A 17,506-nucleotide genomic window follows, 5' to 3' on the forward strand; every position below is an offset into this window, starting at 1 on the left:
ACATAATAAGGACAACCACCCATGAAAATACAAAATGTCAAAATATAATCAGGAGGGCTCATAATGATCTTATTTATGCTTGCATTATCCGCACTTTTTATGCTTCTTGAATGGATTTGTATCGGGTTTGGTATTTGGAAAGGCTTCTTTATTCGTTCCTCGCGAAAAGAAAGAGCGAAGCACTTATGGCATTATGGAATGCTTGGCGTTGGATGTTACGGTTTATCTTATCTCTTCTCTGAAATCGGACTTTTATATTTGCATACAAGCACATAAAAAAACTCCCTTATCATGAAGGGAGTTTTTACGCCTTATAAATAAGACTTAATCATCTTACGTGCTTTTTTCACATTGCGTTTTGAGAATACATCTTGTTTGCGAGCATATTGATATGCTGCAGCTCCAACACCTAATGCGATTAATGAATTGCGTAGATTCAAAGTAAATCCCCCTTTTCGTTATCCGATCGTTCTTTCATTATCATCAAATAAATCATCAAGAGAGCTTAATGAACCATCTTCCTCTACTTGATGTGTATGGATTTTCCCCTTTGAAACCGATAATTCGATATAACAATTCCAGCAATAAAATTGGTTGACACCTATTTTTCCGATGTCTTTCCCTTTGCAATTTGGACAACTGAACATATGGCTTTCATCTCCTTACAGTCTCCCAGATTCTATTCGCCATTATGTCCAAACTGCATTCATTTATACATTGCTAAAGCCTTTCAACGTTATACGTTTGAAAGTTTCACTATATAATTTCACCTTGTTACATGAAATCATACGGTGAAATGTTTTCCACATCCATTTCTTCACCATTAACCGTCACCATTTGCACTTCGCCTTGTGATTCTTGCAATCGGCCAGCTAAAGTCGTTTGACGCATTGCATCATCAAGGCGATTCACACCGGATTGAAAAGCTGCTTCCTCCCCGCAAATAATAAGGAATTTCTTACTTCTTGTAATACCCGTATAAATTAAATTACGACGTAACATACGGTTATAGCTTTTTACAATCGGCATAATAACAATCGGAAATTCACTACCTTGTGATTTATGAATCGAGCAGCAATATGCATGTGTAATTTGATTTAAATCTGGCTTTGTATACGTTACTTCAATCCCATCAAATGAAACGATAATCATATCTTGTTGCTCAACGTTTTCTTTCGCATAAAACACCGAAACGATTTCTCCGATATCACCATTAAATACTTGACTTTCCGGCTGATTGACGAGTTGCAGTACTTTATCTCCTCTGCGGTATACAACGTCACCGTATGCAATTTCTTTACTTTTTTCCCTTTTCGGATTAAACACTTCTTGGAGAGCTTCATTTAACACATTAATACCTGCTGGTCCGCGGTACATAGGTGCCAACACTTGTACATCTCTTGCGCTAAATCCTTTTGTCTTGGCATTTTCACATACTTTTTTTACAACTTCAACGATTTGAGCGCCTGTACAAGAAATAAAGGAACGATCCTTTTTATTTTGTGCTAAATCTGGCGGAAGCGCACCACCTTTTATCGCATGGGCAAGCTGAATAACAGATGACCCTTCCGCTTGACGATAAATTTCTGTAAGCTTGACCGTTGGAACTGCACCTGCATTCAATAAGTCTTTTAGCACTTGTCCAGGTCCTACAGATGGCAACTGATCTTCATCACCTACAACGATAACTTGAATATTTGTCGGAAGCGACTTAAACAGCTGATTTGCAAGCCAAATGTCTACCATTGAAAACTCATCAATAATGAGTAACTTTCCTTGTACTGGATCGGTTTCATTACGCTGGAAAGATCCTTCTGGCGTCCAACCGAGTAGACGATGAATTGTGCACGCCGGAAGCCCCGTCGATTCACTCATTCGCTTCGCTGCTCTTCCAGTTGGAGCCGTTAATAAAATCGGAAATGGATTATCATCACTATATTCATTCGGATTTAATGATACTCCGTGAAGTGATGCATACATTTCAACAATCCCTTTAATAACTGTTGTTTTCCCCGTTCCTGGTCCACCTGTTAATAGCATCATCGGCTTATGAAGTGCAGTTTGAACTGCTTCTTGCTGAAGCGGCGCATACTGCACCTTTAGCTGTTCTTCAATTTCTCCTAATGTTTTTAACACTTCTGCTTCAGGGAATGCAGGGGTTTCCTCTTGATTCATAAGCCTGCGAATGGACTTTACAACGCCTTTTTCAGAGTAAAATAACGAAGCTAAATACACACGCTCTTCTTCTATGATGACTTTCCCTTCACTTTGCATCATTTCAACGCAGCCTACAATATCTTCCTCAGTCACTCCGCCTTCTTGATTATTTAAAAGTGACATCGTTTCTCTTACAAGCTGACCTTTTTCCATATACACGTGACCCAATTGTAATGAAATATTCTCTAACGTATAAAAACACCCTGCACGTACACGGTCGTCGTGATTGCCCGTTATTCCGATTGCACGCCCTATATCATCTGCTCTTCCAAATCCAATTCCGTCCACTTCTTCAATAAGTTTATACGGATTATTACGAATCACTTCTAATGTCATCTCTTTATATTGCTGATAAATTTTAATAGAAAGTTTTGTTCCAAAACCGTAACCATTTAAAAAACTCATCACTTTCTCGAGCCCTTGATGCTCAATAATCGTCTCATATATTTCCTGCGCTTTTTGCTTGTTTACAACACCACTTAACGCATCCGGATCATCCATAATTTTAGAAATCGCATGCTCACCAAGATGGTCCACGATTTTTTCGGCTGTACGCTTTCCAATCCCTTTAAATAAATCGCTCGCTAAATATTGCACCATACCTGCTTTTGTTTGTGGCAGTTCTTTTTTAAACGTTTCAACTAAATATTGTTTTCCATACTTTGGGTGGTCTTTAAAATGACCTGTTAATGTAAACACTTCATCTTCATGCATACGGGGAAAATGACCGTTTATCATTACTTTTTTTTCGTCGTATGTTTCATTCGTTTCAATGACTTTCATACTGACAACGGAATAGAGGTTTTCTTCGTTGTGGAAAATGGTATGAAGAACTTGCGCTTTTATAAATTTTTTCTCTTCCTCAAACAAATCCATTGCATGTTGATTTCCCATATTTCCTCTCCTTTCCGAGTTCTTTTCACTTTAATGAGCAGTACATCCCCCACCTCTTTCACAATCTTTAGATGAGGGGTAACTGCGCATTAAACTATAATTTCACTTTATTCAGCTTCTTGCTCTAATAAACGAATACCATTACCAGCTAAAAAGTGGTCTGCTTGAATTTCAGTCGCTTTCTTAAATAAAGTAAGAGCTTTCTCGTTATTTTCTTCGAATACGTACGCAACACCTAAATTATAATACGCATCCGCATGCTCTTCATCCATTTCTAATACCTTTTCAAAATAAGGTTTTGCCTCTTGAATATGTTCTAGTCGCGCGAAGCAAAGTCCGCATTGGAAAACAGCTTCTACATCATTTTCATCTAATTCAGTTGCTCTTTGTAAAAATGGCAGCGCAAGACGATCATTTCCAAGTTGCACATGTGTGATACCTAACATAAATGTTACGTCAGCTGATTGTAATCCCGCTTGCATCGCTTGTTCAAATACAGCCTTCGCCTCTGCAAATTGCTCTTGACCGTAATATACGTTTCCTAAGCCATAATAAGCAGCCGCAGATTTACCATCTAATTCTACTGCACGTTTATAAAATAAAATTGCTCGCTCACTATCACCTAATACATCTAATAAATTCGCAAAGTTAATGTATCCAAGCGCATCTTTCGGATTTTCTTCGATTGCTTCTGTGAAATTTTCAGCTGCTTCTTCCCAGTTTCCTTCTTGCATATATTTAATACCTGTTTCAAGTTTGTTTGACATATCCTTCACCTCTACAACAAATTATAACAAAGAATGTATTTTCCAAGCGAACAAAAATTCGCTTTATGTAAAAGAAACCTCTAACCGCTAATCGGCAGAGGCTTCTCGTGTTATCCTAAATAATCTAATTTCTTACCACTATGATATACTTCATCAATTGTAGCGCCGCCTAAGCACTCATCTCCATCATAGAAAACAACTGCTTGGCCTGGCGTAATCGCACGAATTGGCTCATCACAAAGAATACGAACTGTATTTTCATCAACGATTTGAACCGTTACTTTATTGTCTGCTTGACGATAACGGAATTTCGCTGTACACGTAAATTCTTTTTCCTTCGCTTTATTACTTACCCAGCCTACATTCGTAGCAATAACTTCATCACCATATAGAAGTTCGTTATGGAATCCTTGGTCAACATATAAAATGTTTTCTTTCAAGTTTTTCCCAACAGCAAACCATGGATCACCATTACCACCAATACCAAGGCCATGACGTTGTCCAATTGTATAGTACATTAAACCATCATGTTTCCCTTTCACTTCACCAGATAATGTTTGCATCACACCTGGTTGCGCCGGTAAATAGTTACTTAAGAAATCTTTAAAGTTACGCTCACCGATGAAGCAAATACCAGTACTATCTTTCTTCGCCGCTGTCGCTAAACCAGCTTCTGTCGCCATTTCGCGAATTTGTGGTTTCTTTAATTCACCTAATGGGAACATTGTTTTTGATAGTTGCTCTTGGCTTAATTGATTTAAGAAATATGTTTGATCTTTATTGTCATCAACGCCGCGAAGCATTTTATATTCGCCGTCCATATAAGCAACGCGTGCATAATGACCTGTTGCTACATAATCAGCACCAAGTGCAATTGCATGCTCTAAAAATGCTTTAAATTTAATTTCTTTGTTACACATTACATCTGGGTTTGGTGTACGACCAGCTCGGTACTCATCTAAAAAGTACGTAAATACTTTATCCCAGTATTGTTTTTCAAAGTTTACTGCATAATACGGAATGCCGATTTGGTTACACACTTCAATTACATCATTGTAATCTTCTGTTGCTGTGCAGACACCATTTGCATCTGTATCATCCCAGTTTTTCATAAAAATTCCGATTACATCATAACCTTGCTCTTTTAATAAAAGAGCTGCTACAGATGAATCGACGCCACCGGACATCCCGATGACAACGCGTGTTTCGTGAGGTAGTTTGTTCATCATGTCACCTCCCATGCTAATTTTGTGTTAATCGCTTCACGATTTTCACTGTTTCGTACGCCGCTTTTTCAATTTGCTCTTTCGTATTTCCAAGACCGAAACTAAAGCGTACGGATGAACGTATTTGATCGGAATCTTTTCCGAACATCGCCACTAATACATGTGATGGGTCAATCGAACCAGCTGTACAAGCAGAACCACTTGATACTGCAATGCCAGCTAAGTCTAAGTTTACAAGAAATGGTTCAATATTCATTCCTGTAAAACTTACATTAAACACATGTGATAAGCGATATTCCAAGTTTCCGTTTACCTCGAAAGTAATGTCTTCATTTTTGAAGACAGATACCATTATATCTTTAAACTCTTCATATTGGGCATTTTTTTGCTCACGAGTTTTTTCAGCTAGCAAAATTGCTTGCTGAAGTCCGGCAATACTAGGTACATTTTCAGTACCAGCACGACGTTTTCTTTCTTGCTCTCCGCCTATTAATAACGGTTCAAACTTCACATTTGCACCAGCATATAGGAACCCGACACCTTTTGGTCCGTTAATTTTGTGAGCTGAAATTGATAATAAATCAATTCCAAATTCTTTCACATCAATCGATAATAAACCGTAGGCTTGTACAGCATCTGTGTGGAAATAAGCTTGATGTTCTTTTAACAGCTTACCTATTTCCGCAATTGGTTGCATTGTCCCTACTTCATTATTCCCGAACATAATAGATACAAGAATCGTCTCTTCCGTTAGTGCCTTTTGTATGTCAGAAACTTGAACACGCCCTGTTTCATCAACAGGTAAATACGTCACTTCAAATCCTTCACGCTCTAACAATTCACACGTATGCAAAATCGCATGATGTTCAATTTGCGTTGTAATAATGTGGTTACCTTTGTGACGATTCGCGCGCGCTACACCTATAAGTGCTAAATTATCAGCTTCTGTACCACCGCTCGTGAATATAATTTCATTCGGACTCGCGTGAATGCTACGTGCACATACACGTCTCGCCTCATCTACCGCATGGCGCGTTTGACGCCCATAAAAGTGAATACTAGACGGGTTTCCAAATGTTTCTGTCATATATGGAATCATCTTTTCGACCACTTCTGGGTGAGTCGGAGATGTCGCAGCATGATCTAAGTAAATGCGTTCCATTAAATCTCCTTCTTTCCAAATCGTTTCACAAGGAATTAAATGTAAAACATATAGCCCCCGTGATTTTCTTCCTCATAACGTACTAAATCTTCTAAAGTTGTACTATCTAATACTTCTTGCACCGCATCACGAACACGCATCCATAATTGGCGTTGTGCTGGTTCTTCTTCTTCTATCATTTCTACAACACTAATTGGACCCTCTAGTACACGGATTACATCTCCAGCTGTAATGTTGACTGGCTGATCAGATAATACATATCCGCCATATGCACCTCGCGTACTCTTTACAAGACGAGCGTTACGAAGTGGTGAAATTAATTGCTCTAAATAATGCTCAGATAGGTCATGTGCCTGCGCAATTGATTTTAATGAAATTGGGCCTTCACCAAATTTTTTTGCAAGGTCGATCATAATTGTTAAGCCGTAGCGGCCTTTCGTTGAAATCTTCATCTATTTGCACCTCATTTCAAATTTTCACTTCTATTGGTTATATCTTATTTATAAAAGAACACAATTTAAAATCCTATGAAATTATAGCATAATATAGTATTATAAGAAATTTCAACTTGTGTATCAAAATGATAACATAAAATCACATTGAAAAACTCGGAAATTATTACAATTGAAAGAAAAATGAAAATATTCATATTCATTTTTCCCACAAAACAGTATCCTACTTCAAATTTCATAAAAAAAAATGATACGATAGAATGAGATTATACATTAAGGGAGAGGGTCAAATGAAACAACCACTCGCACATCGAATGCGCCCTACAAATATTCAAGAAATTATCGGACAACAGCATTTAGTTGGTGAAGGAAAGATTTTATGGCGAATGGTCCAAGCAAATCATTTTCAATCAATGATTTTATATGGTCCTCCAGGCACAGGAAAAACATCAATCGCTAGCGCAATTGCAGGAAGCACTGGAACCCCGTTTCGCCTCTTAAACGCTGTTACTCATAATAAAAAAGATATGGAAGTTGTCGTACAAGAAGCGAAGATGCATCGGCACCTCGTTTTAATTCTGGATGAAGTTCATAGGCTAGATAAAGCGAAGCAAGACTTTCTATTACCCCATTTAGAAAGCGGACTTCTTACTTTAATTGGTGCAACGACAAGCAATCCGTTCCATGCTATTAATTCTGCTATTCGAAGTCGTTGTCAAATCTTCGAATTACACGCATTAACAGAAGATGATATTTTAATTGGCTTAAAACGAGCGCTTGAAGATAAAGAAAAAGGGCTTGGGGAATATGATGTAACTGTTACGGATGAAGCATTACATCACTTTGCAAATGCGTCAGGCGGAGATATGCGCTCAGCTTATAATGCACTTGAACTAGCTGTTTTATCTAGCTTTACAACTGACGACAAAGCCGCGGAAATTACACTTGAAATCGCAGAAGAATGCTTACAAAAAAAGAGTTTCGTTCACGACAAAGGTGGCGATGCTCACTATGACGTTTTATCTGCTTTTCAAAAATCAGTACGCGGAAGTGATGTGAACGCCGCACTTCATTATTTAGCACGTCTTATTGAAGCTGGTGACTTACAAAGCATCGGTAGACGTCTGCTTATTATGGCATATGAAGATATCGGACTTGCTAGCCCACAAGCTGGACAACGTACACTTGCAGCGATTGAATCAGCTGAACGGGTCGGCTTCCCAGAGGCACGTATACCACTTGCAAATGCTGTTATTGAACTTTGTCTATCACCGAAATCAAATTCGGCCTATAAAGCACTCGATGCCGCACTACACGATTTACGTAATGGCCAAACAGGCGGTATTCCAAGTCATTTAAAAGATAGTCATTATAAAGGAGCCGAATCATTAGGAAGAGGCATCGGATACTTATATCCACACGATCACCCAAACGGTTGGGTACAACAACAATACTTACCTGATAAAATTAAAAACAAGCAATATTATAAACCGAAAACGACAGGGAAATTTGAACAAGCACTTTCTACTGTTTATGAAAGATTACAAAGTTCGCATAAAATGAAGAATAAAGGGTAATATAAGCGAAAACGTCACCATTACGGAGGCTTCGCTTATGAAAACACGTCAAGATGCATGGACAAAAGAAGACGATCTCCTTTTAGCAGAAACTGTTTTACGACATATTCGCAGCGGAAGTACACAAATAAAAGCATTCGATGAAGTTGGTGATACATTAAACCGAACTTCAGCAGCTTGTGGCTTTAGATGGAATGCTGAAGTAAGACCATATTATGAAGATGCGGTGCAAATTGCAAAAAAACAACGTAAAGAATTAAAGCGTTCGGAAGCTAAAATAGAACAAGAGCAGTTCACACAAACTCGGCAGCTCGTAATCGATGCCGAGTTTTCAGAAGATATTGCCCCAAATAAACAAGATCTTACAATGCAAAATGTCATCTCATTTTTGCAAAACTTGGAGCACAATAACCCTTCACTCGCAAAGTTACAAACTGAAAATGACGTATTACAAGATCAGCTCACTTCCCTGCAAAAAACGAATAATGAACTTGAAGCAAAATTAGCTGTTCTCACAAAAAAACAACAAGCAATCGAAGAAGATTATGCAATGCTTGTTAGAATTATGGATCGTGCTCGAAAACTTGTTTCGGTCGAAGAACAAGAAGAGCAAATTGCTCCGATTTTCAAAACCGATCAAAATGGAAATTTAGATATTATATATTCAGCAGAAAATTGAAAATGGGGATGTCACTTTTTCAACTTAGTGACATCCCTGTTTATTACTACGGCAAACATCGCCTCGATAAGTGAAATTATATTAACGATTTTCCGAATATATCTATCACAACTCGAAATATATCAACCATTCGACATAGAATATCGATTTACCGACAAAAATTGACATTAATAATATTTCTTTAAAACATACAAAAAGCATATACCCTAGGCGGATATATGCTTCCTTTTTATTCTTGCCCTACACGCTTCACTTCTACGTTTTTAATACGTTCACGTACAACGTGACTTGCCATAATTAAGCCTGCCACAGATGGTACGAATGCATTTGAAGAAGGTGGTAATTTCGCTTTACGAATTTTTGCATTTTCGTCTGGTACGATTTCTTTACGTACTTCTTCACGAATTACGATTGGGTTTTCGTCAGAGAAGACAACTTTTACACCTTTTTTAATACCATCTTTACGAAGCTTCGTACGAATTACTTTCGCAATTGGATCTGTATGTGTTTTTGAAATGTCCGCAATACGGAAACGAGTTGGGTCCATTTTATTTGCCGCACCCATACATGAGATAATTTTAATTTTACGACGTAAACATTGTTTAATTAAATGAATTTTGAACGTAATCGTATCAGATGCATCTACTACGAAATCTAAACCGTGTTTAAAGAACTCTTCATATGTTTCATCTGTATAAAACATCTCTAGTCCAATTACTTCACATTCCGGATTAATGTCCGCAATACGCTCTTTCATTAATTCTACTTTTGAACGTCCTACAGTAGATACTAACGCGTGAATTTGACGGTTTACGTTTGTAATATCTACAACGTCTTTATCAACTAATACAAGACGTCCTACGCCAGAACGTGCTAGCGCTTCTGCCGAAAATGACCCTACGCCGCCAATTCCTAAAATACCGACTGTACTATTTTTTAATATTTCAAGGCCTTCTTTTCCAAAGGCTAATTCATTACGTGAAAATTGATGTAACATTCAGCTCTACACTCCTATTACAAAAATGGTCTACCATGTATTCTAGCGTTTTTCCGACTATTTGTATAGAAAAAGTTATAGAATTCCTAAAAATACGTATTTCAAACAAGGAAAACATAATGTAAACCGGACTTTTTTCTTACATATACGTTTAAAAAGGAGGATTTAGAGAACCGAGCAGATCGAGGCACTTATGCTAGGAGGAGCACAGTGTAGGGATACTACTCGAGCACCGGACTAGCATACGTAACGATGAAATGCGACGGTTATCTAAACCGGACTTTTTAAACAACCTCTATAAAAAAAGCCTAGACGGCTATAGTATAACCATCTAGACTCTATTCTTACTTCTCTTCTTTCACTTTCACGCTCAATTTTAAGCTTAGCTCTTCAAGCTGCGCTTCTGCAACTGGGCTTGGAGCTTCTGTTAATAAGCAGCTTGCGCTTGCTGTTTTCGGGAATGCAATTGTATCACGAAGGTTCGTACGACCTGCAAGTAACATAACAAGACGGTCTAAACCTAATGCGATTCCGCCATGTGGTGGTGTACCGTATTCGAATGCTTCTAATAAGAATCCGAATTGTTCTTGTGCTTCTTCTTGTGAGAATCCAAGTGCTTTGAACATTTTTTCTTGTACGTCACGCTCGTAAATACGAAGTGATCCACCACCAAGCTCATAACCGTTTAATACAAGGTCATATGCTTGTGCACGTGCTTTTTCTGGTGCTGTTTCTAATAGTTCAACATCTTCACGGAATGGCATTGTGAATGGATGATGAGCTGCGAAGTAACGATCTGCATCTTCATCGTACTCAAGAAGTGGCCAATCAGTTACCCATAGGAAGTTAAATTTACTTTCGTCAATTAGCTCAAGTTCTTTACCTAAACGTAAACGAAGTGCACCTAAACTATCTGCAACAACGCTCTTCTTATCTGCTACGAATAGTAATAAGTCACCAGCATCCGCTTCTAATGTACTCATTAACACGTTTGCATCTTCTTCACCGAAGAATTTCGCAATCGGTCCTTTTAAGCCGTCTTCTTCAACTTTAAGCCAAGCTAGACCTTTTGCACCGTATACTTTTGCGAATTCAGTTAATGCATCGATGTCTTTACGAGAGTATTTGCTCGCTGCACCTTTTGCGTTAATCGCTTTTACTTGTCCGCCGTTTTCTACAGCACTTGTAAATACTTTAAATCCACAACCTACTGCAAATTCAGATAGGTCTTTTAGTTCCATTTCAAAGCGTGTATCCGGCTTATCAGAACCAAAGCGAGCCATTGCATCAGCATATTTCATACGAGGGAATGGTGCACTAACTTCTACACCTTTTGCATCCTTCATGACTTTCGTCATCATACGCTCCATCATTTCTAAAATTTCATCTTGTGTTAAGAATGATGCCTCGATATCAATTTGCGTGAATTCCGGTTGACGGTCCGCACGTAAATCTTCGTCACGGAAACAACGTGCTACTTGATAGTAACGCTCAAATCCACCTACCATAAGAAGCTGTTTAAATAGCTGCGGAGATTGAGGTAATGCATAAAATTCACCATCATGCACACGGCTTGGTACTAAATAGTCGCGAGCTCCTTCTGGCGTGCTCTTCGTTAAAATTGGTGTTTCAACTTCTAAGAACTCTTCTGTATCTAAGAAGTTACGAATTGTTTTCGTTACGTCATGACGCATTTTGAATGTGTTGAACATTGCAGGACGACGTAAGTCTAAGTAACGATATTTTAAACGCACATCTTCTGATGCATCTGTATCATCAGCAATAATGATTGGCGTTGTTTTCGCTGCGTTTAATACGTTTACTTTCGATGCTTGTACTTCAATACGACCAGTTGCCATATTATCATTAATTGCGCCTTCACCACGTTCAACAACTGTACCTTCTACGTGTAATACGTATTCGCTACGAATCGTTTCTGCTACTTCTAACGCTTCTTTTGATGTTTCTGGATTAAATACAACTTGTACGATACCTGTACGGTCACGTAAGTCGATAAAGATTAATCCACCTAAATCACGGCGTTTTTGTACCCAACCTTTTAATTGAACTGTTTGTCCAACCGCTTCTACTGTTACTTTTCCGCATGCATGTGTTCTTTCAGCCACTTTAAGTTCCCCCTATATTAATTTCTCTGCTACATATGAAGCAAATACATCTAACGCTACTTCTTCTTGTCCGCCTGTTGCCATATCTTTTAAGTTAATGATGCCTTTATCTAGCTCATCTTCCCCTAATACAGCTACGTATTTCGCATTTAAACGATCTGCAGATTTAAATTGTGCTTTCATTTTGCGATCTAAATAATCTTTTTCAACTGCTAGTCCAGCTTTACGAAGATCAAACGCAATTTTCGCAGCTTGGTCTTTCGCTTTTTCACCAAGTGCTACAACGTAACAATCAATACTATGTTCAATTGGTAACTCAATATTTTCAGCCTTCAGCGCCATAATTAAACGCTCAATACTCATCGCAAAACCGATACCTGGCATTTCCGGTCCACCGATTTCTTGTACAAGTCCGTTATAACGGCCACCGCCACTTAATGTTGTGATAGCACCGAAACCTTCTGCCTCACTCATAATTTCAAAAACAGTGTGTTGGTAGTAGTCTAAACCACGTACTAAATTCGGATCTTTCTCAAATGGAACATCCATCATCGTTAGTAGTTCTTGTACTTTGTCGTAGTATACTGCTGAATCTTCGTTTAAGTATTCTGTAATAGATGGTGCCGCGCTCATTAATTCATGATTACGGTCCTTCTTACAGTCTAAAATACGAAGAGGGTTTTTTTCTAAGCGAGATTGGCAATCAGAACAGAATTCTCCGATGCGCGGCTCAAAGTGAGCAATTAACGCATCACGGTGTGCTTGACGACTCGCTGCATCACCTAAGCTATTTAATACAACTTTAATATTTTTCAAGCCCATACCGCGGTAAAACTCTACAGCAAGTGCAATTACTTCTGCATCAATTGCTGGATCGTTACTACCAATTGCTTCAATACCGAATTGTACGAATTGACGATAGCGACCTGCTTGTGGTCTTTCATAACGGAACATTTGGCCGATATAGTATAATTTTGTTGGTTGCGTTGCATCACCGAACATTTTGTTTTCAACGTAAGAACGTACAACAGGTGCAGTACCTTCTGGACGTAATGTTAAACTACGCTCTCCACGGTCTTGGAATGAATACATTTCTTTTTGTACGATATCTGTCGTATCACCAACACCACGTAAAAATAGCTCTGTGTGCTCAAAAATTGGTGTACGAATTTCTTTATAATTGTAACGACGGCAAATGTCGCGCGCTTGCCCTTCGATATACTGCCATAACTCTACACTACCTGGAAGAATATCTTGCGTTCCGCGTGGGATTTGAATAGACATATTCAGTTCCTCCTCAAATTGTTTTAATCTTAATAAAAATAAAAAAACTCCCGCCTCTACTGTTTGAACAGTAGGGACGAGAGTATTATACCCGTGGTGCCACCCTAATTGAAGCACGTATGCTTCCACTTTTTTAATAACGCTTAAATTTGCGTTCATCTCTACTAAGCGTATAAGCCTTTCAAGTTGAAACCTACAGAGTGTCATTCAATCAGTCATCATGTAGAAATGTTTTCAGCCTAGGACATTTCTTCTCTTTCCATGTGTATCTCATTTACTCTCCTCTATCAACGGCTATATTCATATGTAAATATAAAATTACTATACGTTTGTTGAGTAGGATTGTCAAGTGCTCTAAGAGCGCTCAATTTGCTTCTTTAGGCGCTTTACATCTTGTAGTGAAATTCCAAACTCAGAAGCAAGCTCCATTGAAGTATTGTTTTGTTCTTTTGAAATAAAATCATGTAAATTTACGTTAAACAGTTGATTTGCACTATTTGTAACAGAATGCCCTTTTTCATTCATACGCATACGTATATCCCTCACATTCAATATGGATGTTTTACTTTTTATTGTTCCATATTGATGAGATAGTTATACATAGCCGAAACAGCTATTGATTCCAAATAACTAAACAAAACATACCACAATGTATGAAAAAAAGAGAGGATCCTATAATCCTCTCTTCCCCGGCAACACTATTTACTTTCTACAATTAAGGTCACCGGACCATCATTGATTAAAGAAACATCCATCATTGCTCCGAACTGCCCTGTCTCCACATGTAGTCCTTGTTTACGAACTTCTTCATTAAAGAAATCATATAAACGCTCTGCATAATCAGGTTTCGCAGCATCCATAAAGTTTGGACGTCTTCCTTTACGGCAATCTCCGTATAATGTAAATTGCGAAATAGATAGAACTTGTCCCTTCATATCAAGTACAGAGTGGTTCATCTTTCCGCTCTCGTCTTCAAAAATACGTAGGTTTGCAATTTTTTCTGCGATATAAGTTGCATCTTTTTCTGTATCTTCATGCGTAATGCCAACTAGTAATGTTAAACCGAATGGAATTTGTCCTACAATCTCACCATCTACTGTGACAGACGCTTCCTTTGATCGTTGTAAAACAACTCTCATCTTTTCTACACTCCCTATTAATGCATCATGCGTCGTACGGCATAAATTTCTGGAACACGTTTAATGCGCTCCACTACTTTTTTCAAGTGTTGTAAGTTTCGAATAGAAATCGACATGTTAATCGTTGCCATCTTATTACGATCACTTCTACCAGAAACAGCTGAGATATACGTCTTCGTTTCTGTAACAGCTTGTAATACTTCATTCAATAAACCACGACGATCATAGCCTGAAATTTCAATATCAACATTGTATTCAATTTCTTTTTCAGGACTACCTTCCCAATCTACTTCTAGTAAACGCTCTACCGCTTCTTCTGTATGCACATTGACGCAATCACAACGATGAATTGATACACCTCGACCTTTCGTAATATACCCAACGATATCATCGCCTGGAACTGGGTTACAGCATTTTGATAAACGAATTAACAAATTATCTGCACCACTTACCTTTACACCAGAATCCCATTTTCGAATTTTCATCGGTTTACGAACTTCTTTAACTTCAACGATTTCTTCTTCTTCACGTTGTTTACGGAGCTTGTCCGTTAGTCGCGTAACAATTTGTGCAGCTGTAATTCCGTTGTATCCAACTGCTGCAAACATATCTTCTTCATTTGCAAAGTTAAACTTCTCAGCAACACGTTTTAAATTATCAAGTGCTAATACTTCTTTCATCTCATACTCTAAGCCACGCACTTCTTTTTCAACAAGCTCACGGCCTTTTTCAATATTTTCATCTCTACGTTGCTTCTTAAAGAATTGACGTATTTTATTTTTCGCATGAGATGTTTGAGCAAGTTTTACCCAATCTTGACTCGGGCCATACGAATGTTTCGATGTTAAAATTTCAATGATGTCACCCGTTTTTAATTTATAATCAAGGGTCACCATTTTCCCATTTACTTTTGCACCAATTGTTTTATTCCCGATCTCTGAATGGACACGATACGAAAAGTCAATTGGAACAGATCCAAGCGGTAATTCCATTACATCGCCTTTCGGTGTGAAGACGAATACCATGTCAGAGAACAAATCAATTTTTAATGATTCCATAAACTCTTCTGCATTAGAAGCTTCATTTTGCCATTCTAATATTTGACGGAACCAAGTTAGTTTCTTCTCTAATGTACCCGTTGTTTCTGCTGTTTTCCCTTCTTTATACGCCCAGTGTGCCGCGATACCGAATTCTGCAATTTCGTGCATTTCTTTCGTACGAATTTGCACTTCTAGCGGGTCACCTTTCGGCCCAATTACAGTTGTATGAAGAGATTGATATAGATTTGCTTTTGGCATTGCAATATAATCTTTAAAACGACCCGGCATTGGCTTCCAGCACGTATGAATAATTCCAAGCACCGCGTAACAATCTTTAATACTATTTACAACGACACGTACAGCTAATAAATCGTAAATTTCATTGAACTGTTTATTTTGCAATGCCATTTTACGATAAATACTGTAAATATGTTTTGGTCTTCCAGAAATCTCAGGTTGAATTGAAACCTCTTTTAATTTCTCACGAATGCCAGTCATTACTTCATCTAAATATTCTTCACGCTCTGCACGTTTACGCTTCATTAAATTTACAATACGATAATATTGCTGCGGGTTTAAATAGCGAAGTGACGTATCCTCTAACTCCCATTTAATAGTACTAATTCCGAGTCTATGTGCTAAAGGTGCAAAGATTTCTAACGTTTCATTCGCAATGCGACGCTGCTTCTCTTGAGGCAAATGTTTCAATGTACGCATGTTATGAAGACGATCAGCTAGTTTAATTAAAATAACTCGAATATCTTGAGCCATTGCGATAAACATTTTGCGATGGTTTTCTGCTTGTTGTTGCTCATGAGATTTATATTTAATCTTTCCGAGCTTTGTAACGCCATCGACAAGCATAGCGATTTCTTTATTAAATTCCCGTTCAATATCTTCTAATGTAATTTCTGTATCTTCCACTACATCATGCAAGAAACCTGCCGATACTGTAGCCGGATCCATGTGTAAATCAACTAAAATACCTGCAACTTGAATTGGGTGAATAATATATGGTTCACCCGATTTCCTATATTGTTCGCTATGTGCATCGCGCGCATATTCATAGGCACGTGCCACTAGCTCAATATCTTCATCCGCTAAATATTGACTTGCTTTCTCGAGTACCTGTTCAGCTGTTAGTACTTGCTCATTTGCCATCGAATCACCTTTTATTGAAAATTGACTTTATCTTTATTAAGTAGAATAAATTATATTCTATCATTATAACCCAATGATTGTGAATTGTGAAAAGGAAAAGATTTTACTGACATTTCACCTTATTTTTTTGTGCAATTATACAAAAGTACCCGTTCCTCTCCAAGAGATTCACGGGTACTTTTTATCACCGTAGTTTTACCTATATAGCGATTAGTATTTTTCTAATACTAATACATCGTAACCATCTAACATTTTACGACCATCTAAGTAAGTAAGCTCTACTAAGAATGCAATTCCTGCTACAACTCCGCCAAGTTCTTCAACTAGTTTAATTGTCGCTTCGATTGTTCCACCTGTAGCCAATAGGTCATCTGTAATTAATACACGTTGACCTGGCTTAATTGCATCTTTATGGATTGTTAAAACATCTGTTCCATATTCTTTACCGTAGTCAACTGTAATTACTTCACGTGGTAATTTCCCTAATTTACGAACTGGTGCGAACCCTAATTCTAATGCATAAGAAACTGGGCAACCAATAATAAAACCACGCGCTTCTGGCCCTACTACAACATCAATGTCTCTTTTTTTTGCATAAGCAACGATTTCATCTGTTGCTGCTTTATATGCTTTTCCGTCGTTCATTAAAGGTGTAATGTCTTTAAACACAATACCTTCTTTCGGATAGTCTGGTACAATTGCGATATGTTGCTTGAAATCCATATTTCTGAATCCTCCTCAGATATAAAAGGTTTGTAAATACAAATCCTTTACCCTAACTGTTC

General features: G+C 38.0%; 17 protein-coding genes and 1 other annotated feature. Of the genes, 3 read left to right on the forward strand and 14 right to left on the reverse strand.

Going from position 1 to position 17,506, the window contains the following annotated elements; translation table 11 throughout:
- Positions 1 to 63: 63 nt before the first annotated feature.
- The gene (locus MHB76_RS20780; RefSeq protein ID WP_002160395.1) at positions 64 to 276 is read left to right on the forward strand and encodes a hypothetical protein; all 213 of its coding nucleotides are present in this window, start codon (positions 64 to 66) and stop codon (positions 274 to 276) included.
- 35 nt (positions 277 to 311) lie between these two features.
- Here MHB76_RS20780 and MHB76_RS20785 read toward each other — a convergent pair whose 3' ends face one another.
- From MHB76_RS20785 to cymR, 7 genes are all read right to left on the reverse strand, one after another.
- Positions 312 to 440 (reverse strand): YrzQ family protein, encoded by a 129-nt coding sequence (locus MHB76_RS20785; RefSeq protein WP_002015286.1) that lies wholly within the window; start codon positions 438 to 440, stop codon positions 312 to 314.
- Between the two features lie 18 nt (positions 441 to 458).
- On the reverse strand, positions 459 to 647 hold the full coding sequence (locus MHB76_RS20790) for a hypothetical protein (RefSeq protein ID WP_002015288.1): 189 nt from the start codon (positions 645 to 647) through the stop codon (positions 459 to 461).
- 127 nt (positions 648 to 774) lie between these two features.
- Complete coding sequence (recD2, locus tag MHB76_RS20795) at positions 775 to 3,111, reverse strand: SF1B family DNA helicase RecD2 (RefSeq protein ID WP_078172777.1); 2,337 nt, start codon at positions 3,109 to 3,111, stop codon at positions 775 to 777.
- A gap of 107 nt (positions 3,112 to 3,218) precedes the next feature.
- Positions 3,219 to 3,878 (reverse strand): tetratricopeptide repeat protein, encoded by a 660-nt coding sequence (locus tag MHB76_RS20800; RefSeq protein WP_002160393.1) that lies wholly within the window; start codon positions 3,876 to 3,878, stop codon positions 3,219 to 3,221.
- Between the two features lie 110 nt (positions 3,879 to 3,988).
- Positions 3,989 to 5,104, reverse strand: a complete 1,116-nt coding sequence (gene mnmA, locus MHB76_RS20805) for a tRNA 2-thiouridine(34) synthase MnmA (protein ID WP_002160392.1) — start codon at positions 5,102 to 5,104, stop codon at positions 3,989 to 3,991.
- Positions 5,105 to 5,120: 16 nt separating this feature from the next.
- Positions 5,121 to 6,266, reverse strand: coding sequence for a cysteine desulfurase family protein (locus MHB76_RS20810; protein WP_078172776.1), 1,146 nt, complete (start codon positions 6,264 to 6,266; stop codon positions 5,121 to 5,123).
- Positions 6,267 to 6,301: 35 nt separating this feature from the next.
- Positions 6,302 to 6,718 (reverse strand): cysteine metabolism transcriptional regulator CymR, encoded by a 417-nt coding sequence (gene cymR, locus MHB76_RS20815; protein ID WP_000704117.1) that lies wholly within the window; start codon positions 6,716 to 6,718, stop codon positions 6,302 to 6,304.
- 290 nt (positions 6,719 to 7,008) lie between these two features.
- Between cymR and MHB76_RS20820 the strand changes: the two genes are divergently transcribed.
- Both MHB76_RS20820 and MHB76_RS20825 read left to right on the forward strand, forming a co-directional pair.
- Positions 7,009 to 8,295 (forward strand): replication-associated recombination protein A, encoded by a 1,287-nt coding sequence (locus tag MHB76_RS20820; protein WP_078172775.1) that lies wholly within the window; start codon positions 7,009 to 7,011, stop codon positions 8,293 to 8,295.
- A 37-nt stretch (positions 8,296 to 8,332) separates the two neighbouring features.
- On the forward strand, positions 8,333 to 8,974 hold the full coding sequence (locus MHB76_RS20825; RefSeq protein ID WP_078172774.1) for an RsfA family transcriptional regulator: 642 nt from the start codon (positions 8,333 to 8,335) through the stop codon (positions 8,972 to 8,974).
- A 229-nt stretch (positions 8,975 to 9,203) separates the two neighbouring features.
- On the opposite strand, the gene MHB76_RS20830 is transcribed toward MHB76_RS20825, so the two are convergent.
- The 7 genes from MHB76_RS20830 to MHB76_RS20860 all read right to left on the reverse strand — a co-directional run bounded on the left by MHB76_RS20830 (position 9,204) and on the right by MHB76_RS20860 (position 17,444).
- Entirely contained in the window at positions 9,204 to 9,971 is a 768-nt protein-coding gene (locus tag MHB76_RS20830) for a tRNA threonylcarbamoyladenosine dehydratase (protein WP_000903181.1), read from the reverse strand.
- A 344-nt stretch (positions 9,972 to 10,315) separates the two neighbouring features.
- A complete protein-coding gene (gene aspS / locus MHB76_RS20835) occupies positions 10,316 to 12,097 on the reverse strand; it encodes an aspartate--tRNA ligase (RefSeq protein ID WP_002160387.1) in 1,782 nt (593 codons plus the stop codon).
- A 12-nt stretch (positions 12,098 to 12,109) separates the two neighbouring features.
- Entirely contained in the window at positions 12,110 to 13,381 is a 1,272-nt protein-coding gene (gene hisS / locus MHB76_RS20840) for a histidine--tRNA ligase (RefSeq protein ID WP_078172773.1), read from the reverse strand.
- A gap of 69 nt (positions 13,382 to 13,450) precedes the next feature.
- Positions 13,451 to 13,681 (reverse strand) — a binding site (T-box leader).
- 54 nt (positions 13,682 to 13,735) lie between these two features.
- The gene (locus MHB76_RS20845; RefSeq protein ID WP_176107932.1) at positions 13,736 to 13,912 is read right to left on the reverse strand and encodes a hypothetical protein; all 177 of its coding nucleotides are present in this window, start codon (positions 13,910 to 13,912) and stop codon (positions 13,736 to 13,738) included.
- Between the two features lie 167 nt (positions 13,913 to 14,079).
- The gene (locus tag MHB76_RS20850) at positions 14,080 to 14,520 is read right to left on the reverse strand and encodes a D-tyrosyl-tRNA(Tyr) deacylase (RefSeq protein ID WP_002111994.1); all 441 of its coding nucleotides are present in this window, start codon (positions 14,518 to 14,520) and stop codon (positions 14,080 to 14,082) included.
- A 17-nt stretch (positions 14,521 to 14,537) separates the two neighbouring features.
- Complete coding sequence (relA, locus tag MHB76_RS20855) at positions 14,538 to 16,721, reverse strand: GTP diphosphokinase (RefSeq protein WP_340987552.1); 2,184 nt, start codon at positions 16,719 to 16,721, stop codon at positions 14,538 to 14,540.
- A 210-nt stretch (positions 16,722 to 16,931) separates the two neighbouring features.
- Entirely contained in the window at positions 16,932 to 17,444 is a 513-nt protein-coding gene (locus tag MHB76_RS20860) for an adenine phosphoribosyltransferase (RefSeq protein WP_002111996.1), read from the reverse strand.
- Positions 17,445 to 17,506: the final 62 nt, after the last annotated feature.

Origin of the sequence: Bacillus sp. FSL M7-1345 (genome assembly GCF_038006985.1) — a bacterium.
Taxonomy (GTDB): domain Bacteria; phylum Bacillota; class Bacilli; order Bacillales; family Bacillaceae_G; genus Bacillus_A; species Bacillus_A cereus_U.

Bases quoted from the DNA above. Each gene is read 5' to 3' on its own strand.
- MHB76_RS20845 (WP_176107932.1), bottom strand. From the start codon at position 13,912: ATGCGTATGAATGAAAAAGGGCATTCTGTTACAAATAGTGCAAATCAA.
- hisS (WP_078172773.1), bottom strand. From the start codon at position 13,381: ATGTCTATTCAAATCCCACGCGGAACGCAAGATATTCTTCCAGGTAGT.
- MHB76_RS20850 (WP_002111994.1), bottom strand. From the start codon at position 14,520: ATGAGAGTTGTTTTACAACGATCAAAGGAAGCGTCTGTCACAGTAGAT.
- recD2 (WP_078172777.1), bottom strand. From the start codon at position 3,111: ATGGGAAATCAACATGCAATGGATTTGTTTGAGGAAGAGAAAAAATTT.
- MHB76_RS20830 (WP_000903181.1), bottom strand. From the start codon at position 9,971: ATGTTACATCAATTTTCACGTAATGAATTAGCCTTTGGAAAAGAAGGC.
- MHB76_RS20780 (WP_002160395.1), top strand. From the start codon at position 64: ATGATCTTATTTATGCTTGCATTATCCGCACTTTTTATGCTTCTTGAA.
- MHB76_RS20800 (WP_002160393.1), bottom strand. From the start codon at position 3,878: ATGTCAAACAAACTTGAAACAGGTATTAAATATATGCAAGAAGGAAAC.
- relA (WP_340987552.1), bottom strand. From the start codon at position 16,721: ATGGCAAATGAGCAAGTACTAACAGCTGAACAGGTACTCGAGAAAGCA.
- cymR (WP_000704117.1), bottom strand. From the start codon at position 6,718: ATGAAGATTTCAACGAAAGGCCGCTACGGCTTAACAATTATGATCGAC.
- MHB76_RS20860 (WP_002111996.1), bottom strand. From the start codon at position 17,444: ATGGATTTCAAGCAACATATCGCAATTGTACCAGACTATCCGAAAGAA.
- MHB76_RS20810 (WP_078172776.1), bottom strand. From the start codon at position 6,266: ATGGAACGCATTTACTTAGATCATGCTGCGACATCTCCGACTCACCCA.
- mnmA (WP_002160392.1), bottom strand. From the start codon at position 5,104: ATGAACAAACTACCTCACGAAACACGCGTTGTCATCGGGATGTCCGGT.
- MHB76_RS20825 (WP_078172774.1), top strand. From the start codon at position 8,333: ATGAAAACACGTCAAGATGCATGGACAAAAGAAGACGATCTCCTTTTA.
- MHB76_RS20790 (WP_002015288.1), bottom strand. From the start codon at position 647: ATGTTCAGTTGTCCAAATTGCAAAGGGAAAGACATCGGAAAAATAGGT.
- MHB76_RS20820 (WP_078172775.1), top strand. From the start codon at position 7,009: ATGAAACAACCACTCGCACATCGAATGCGCCCTACAAATATTCAAGAA.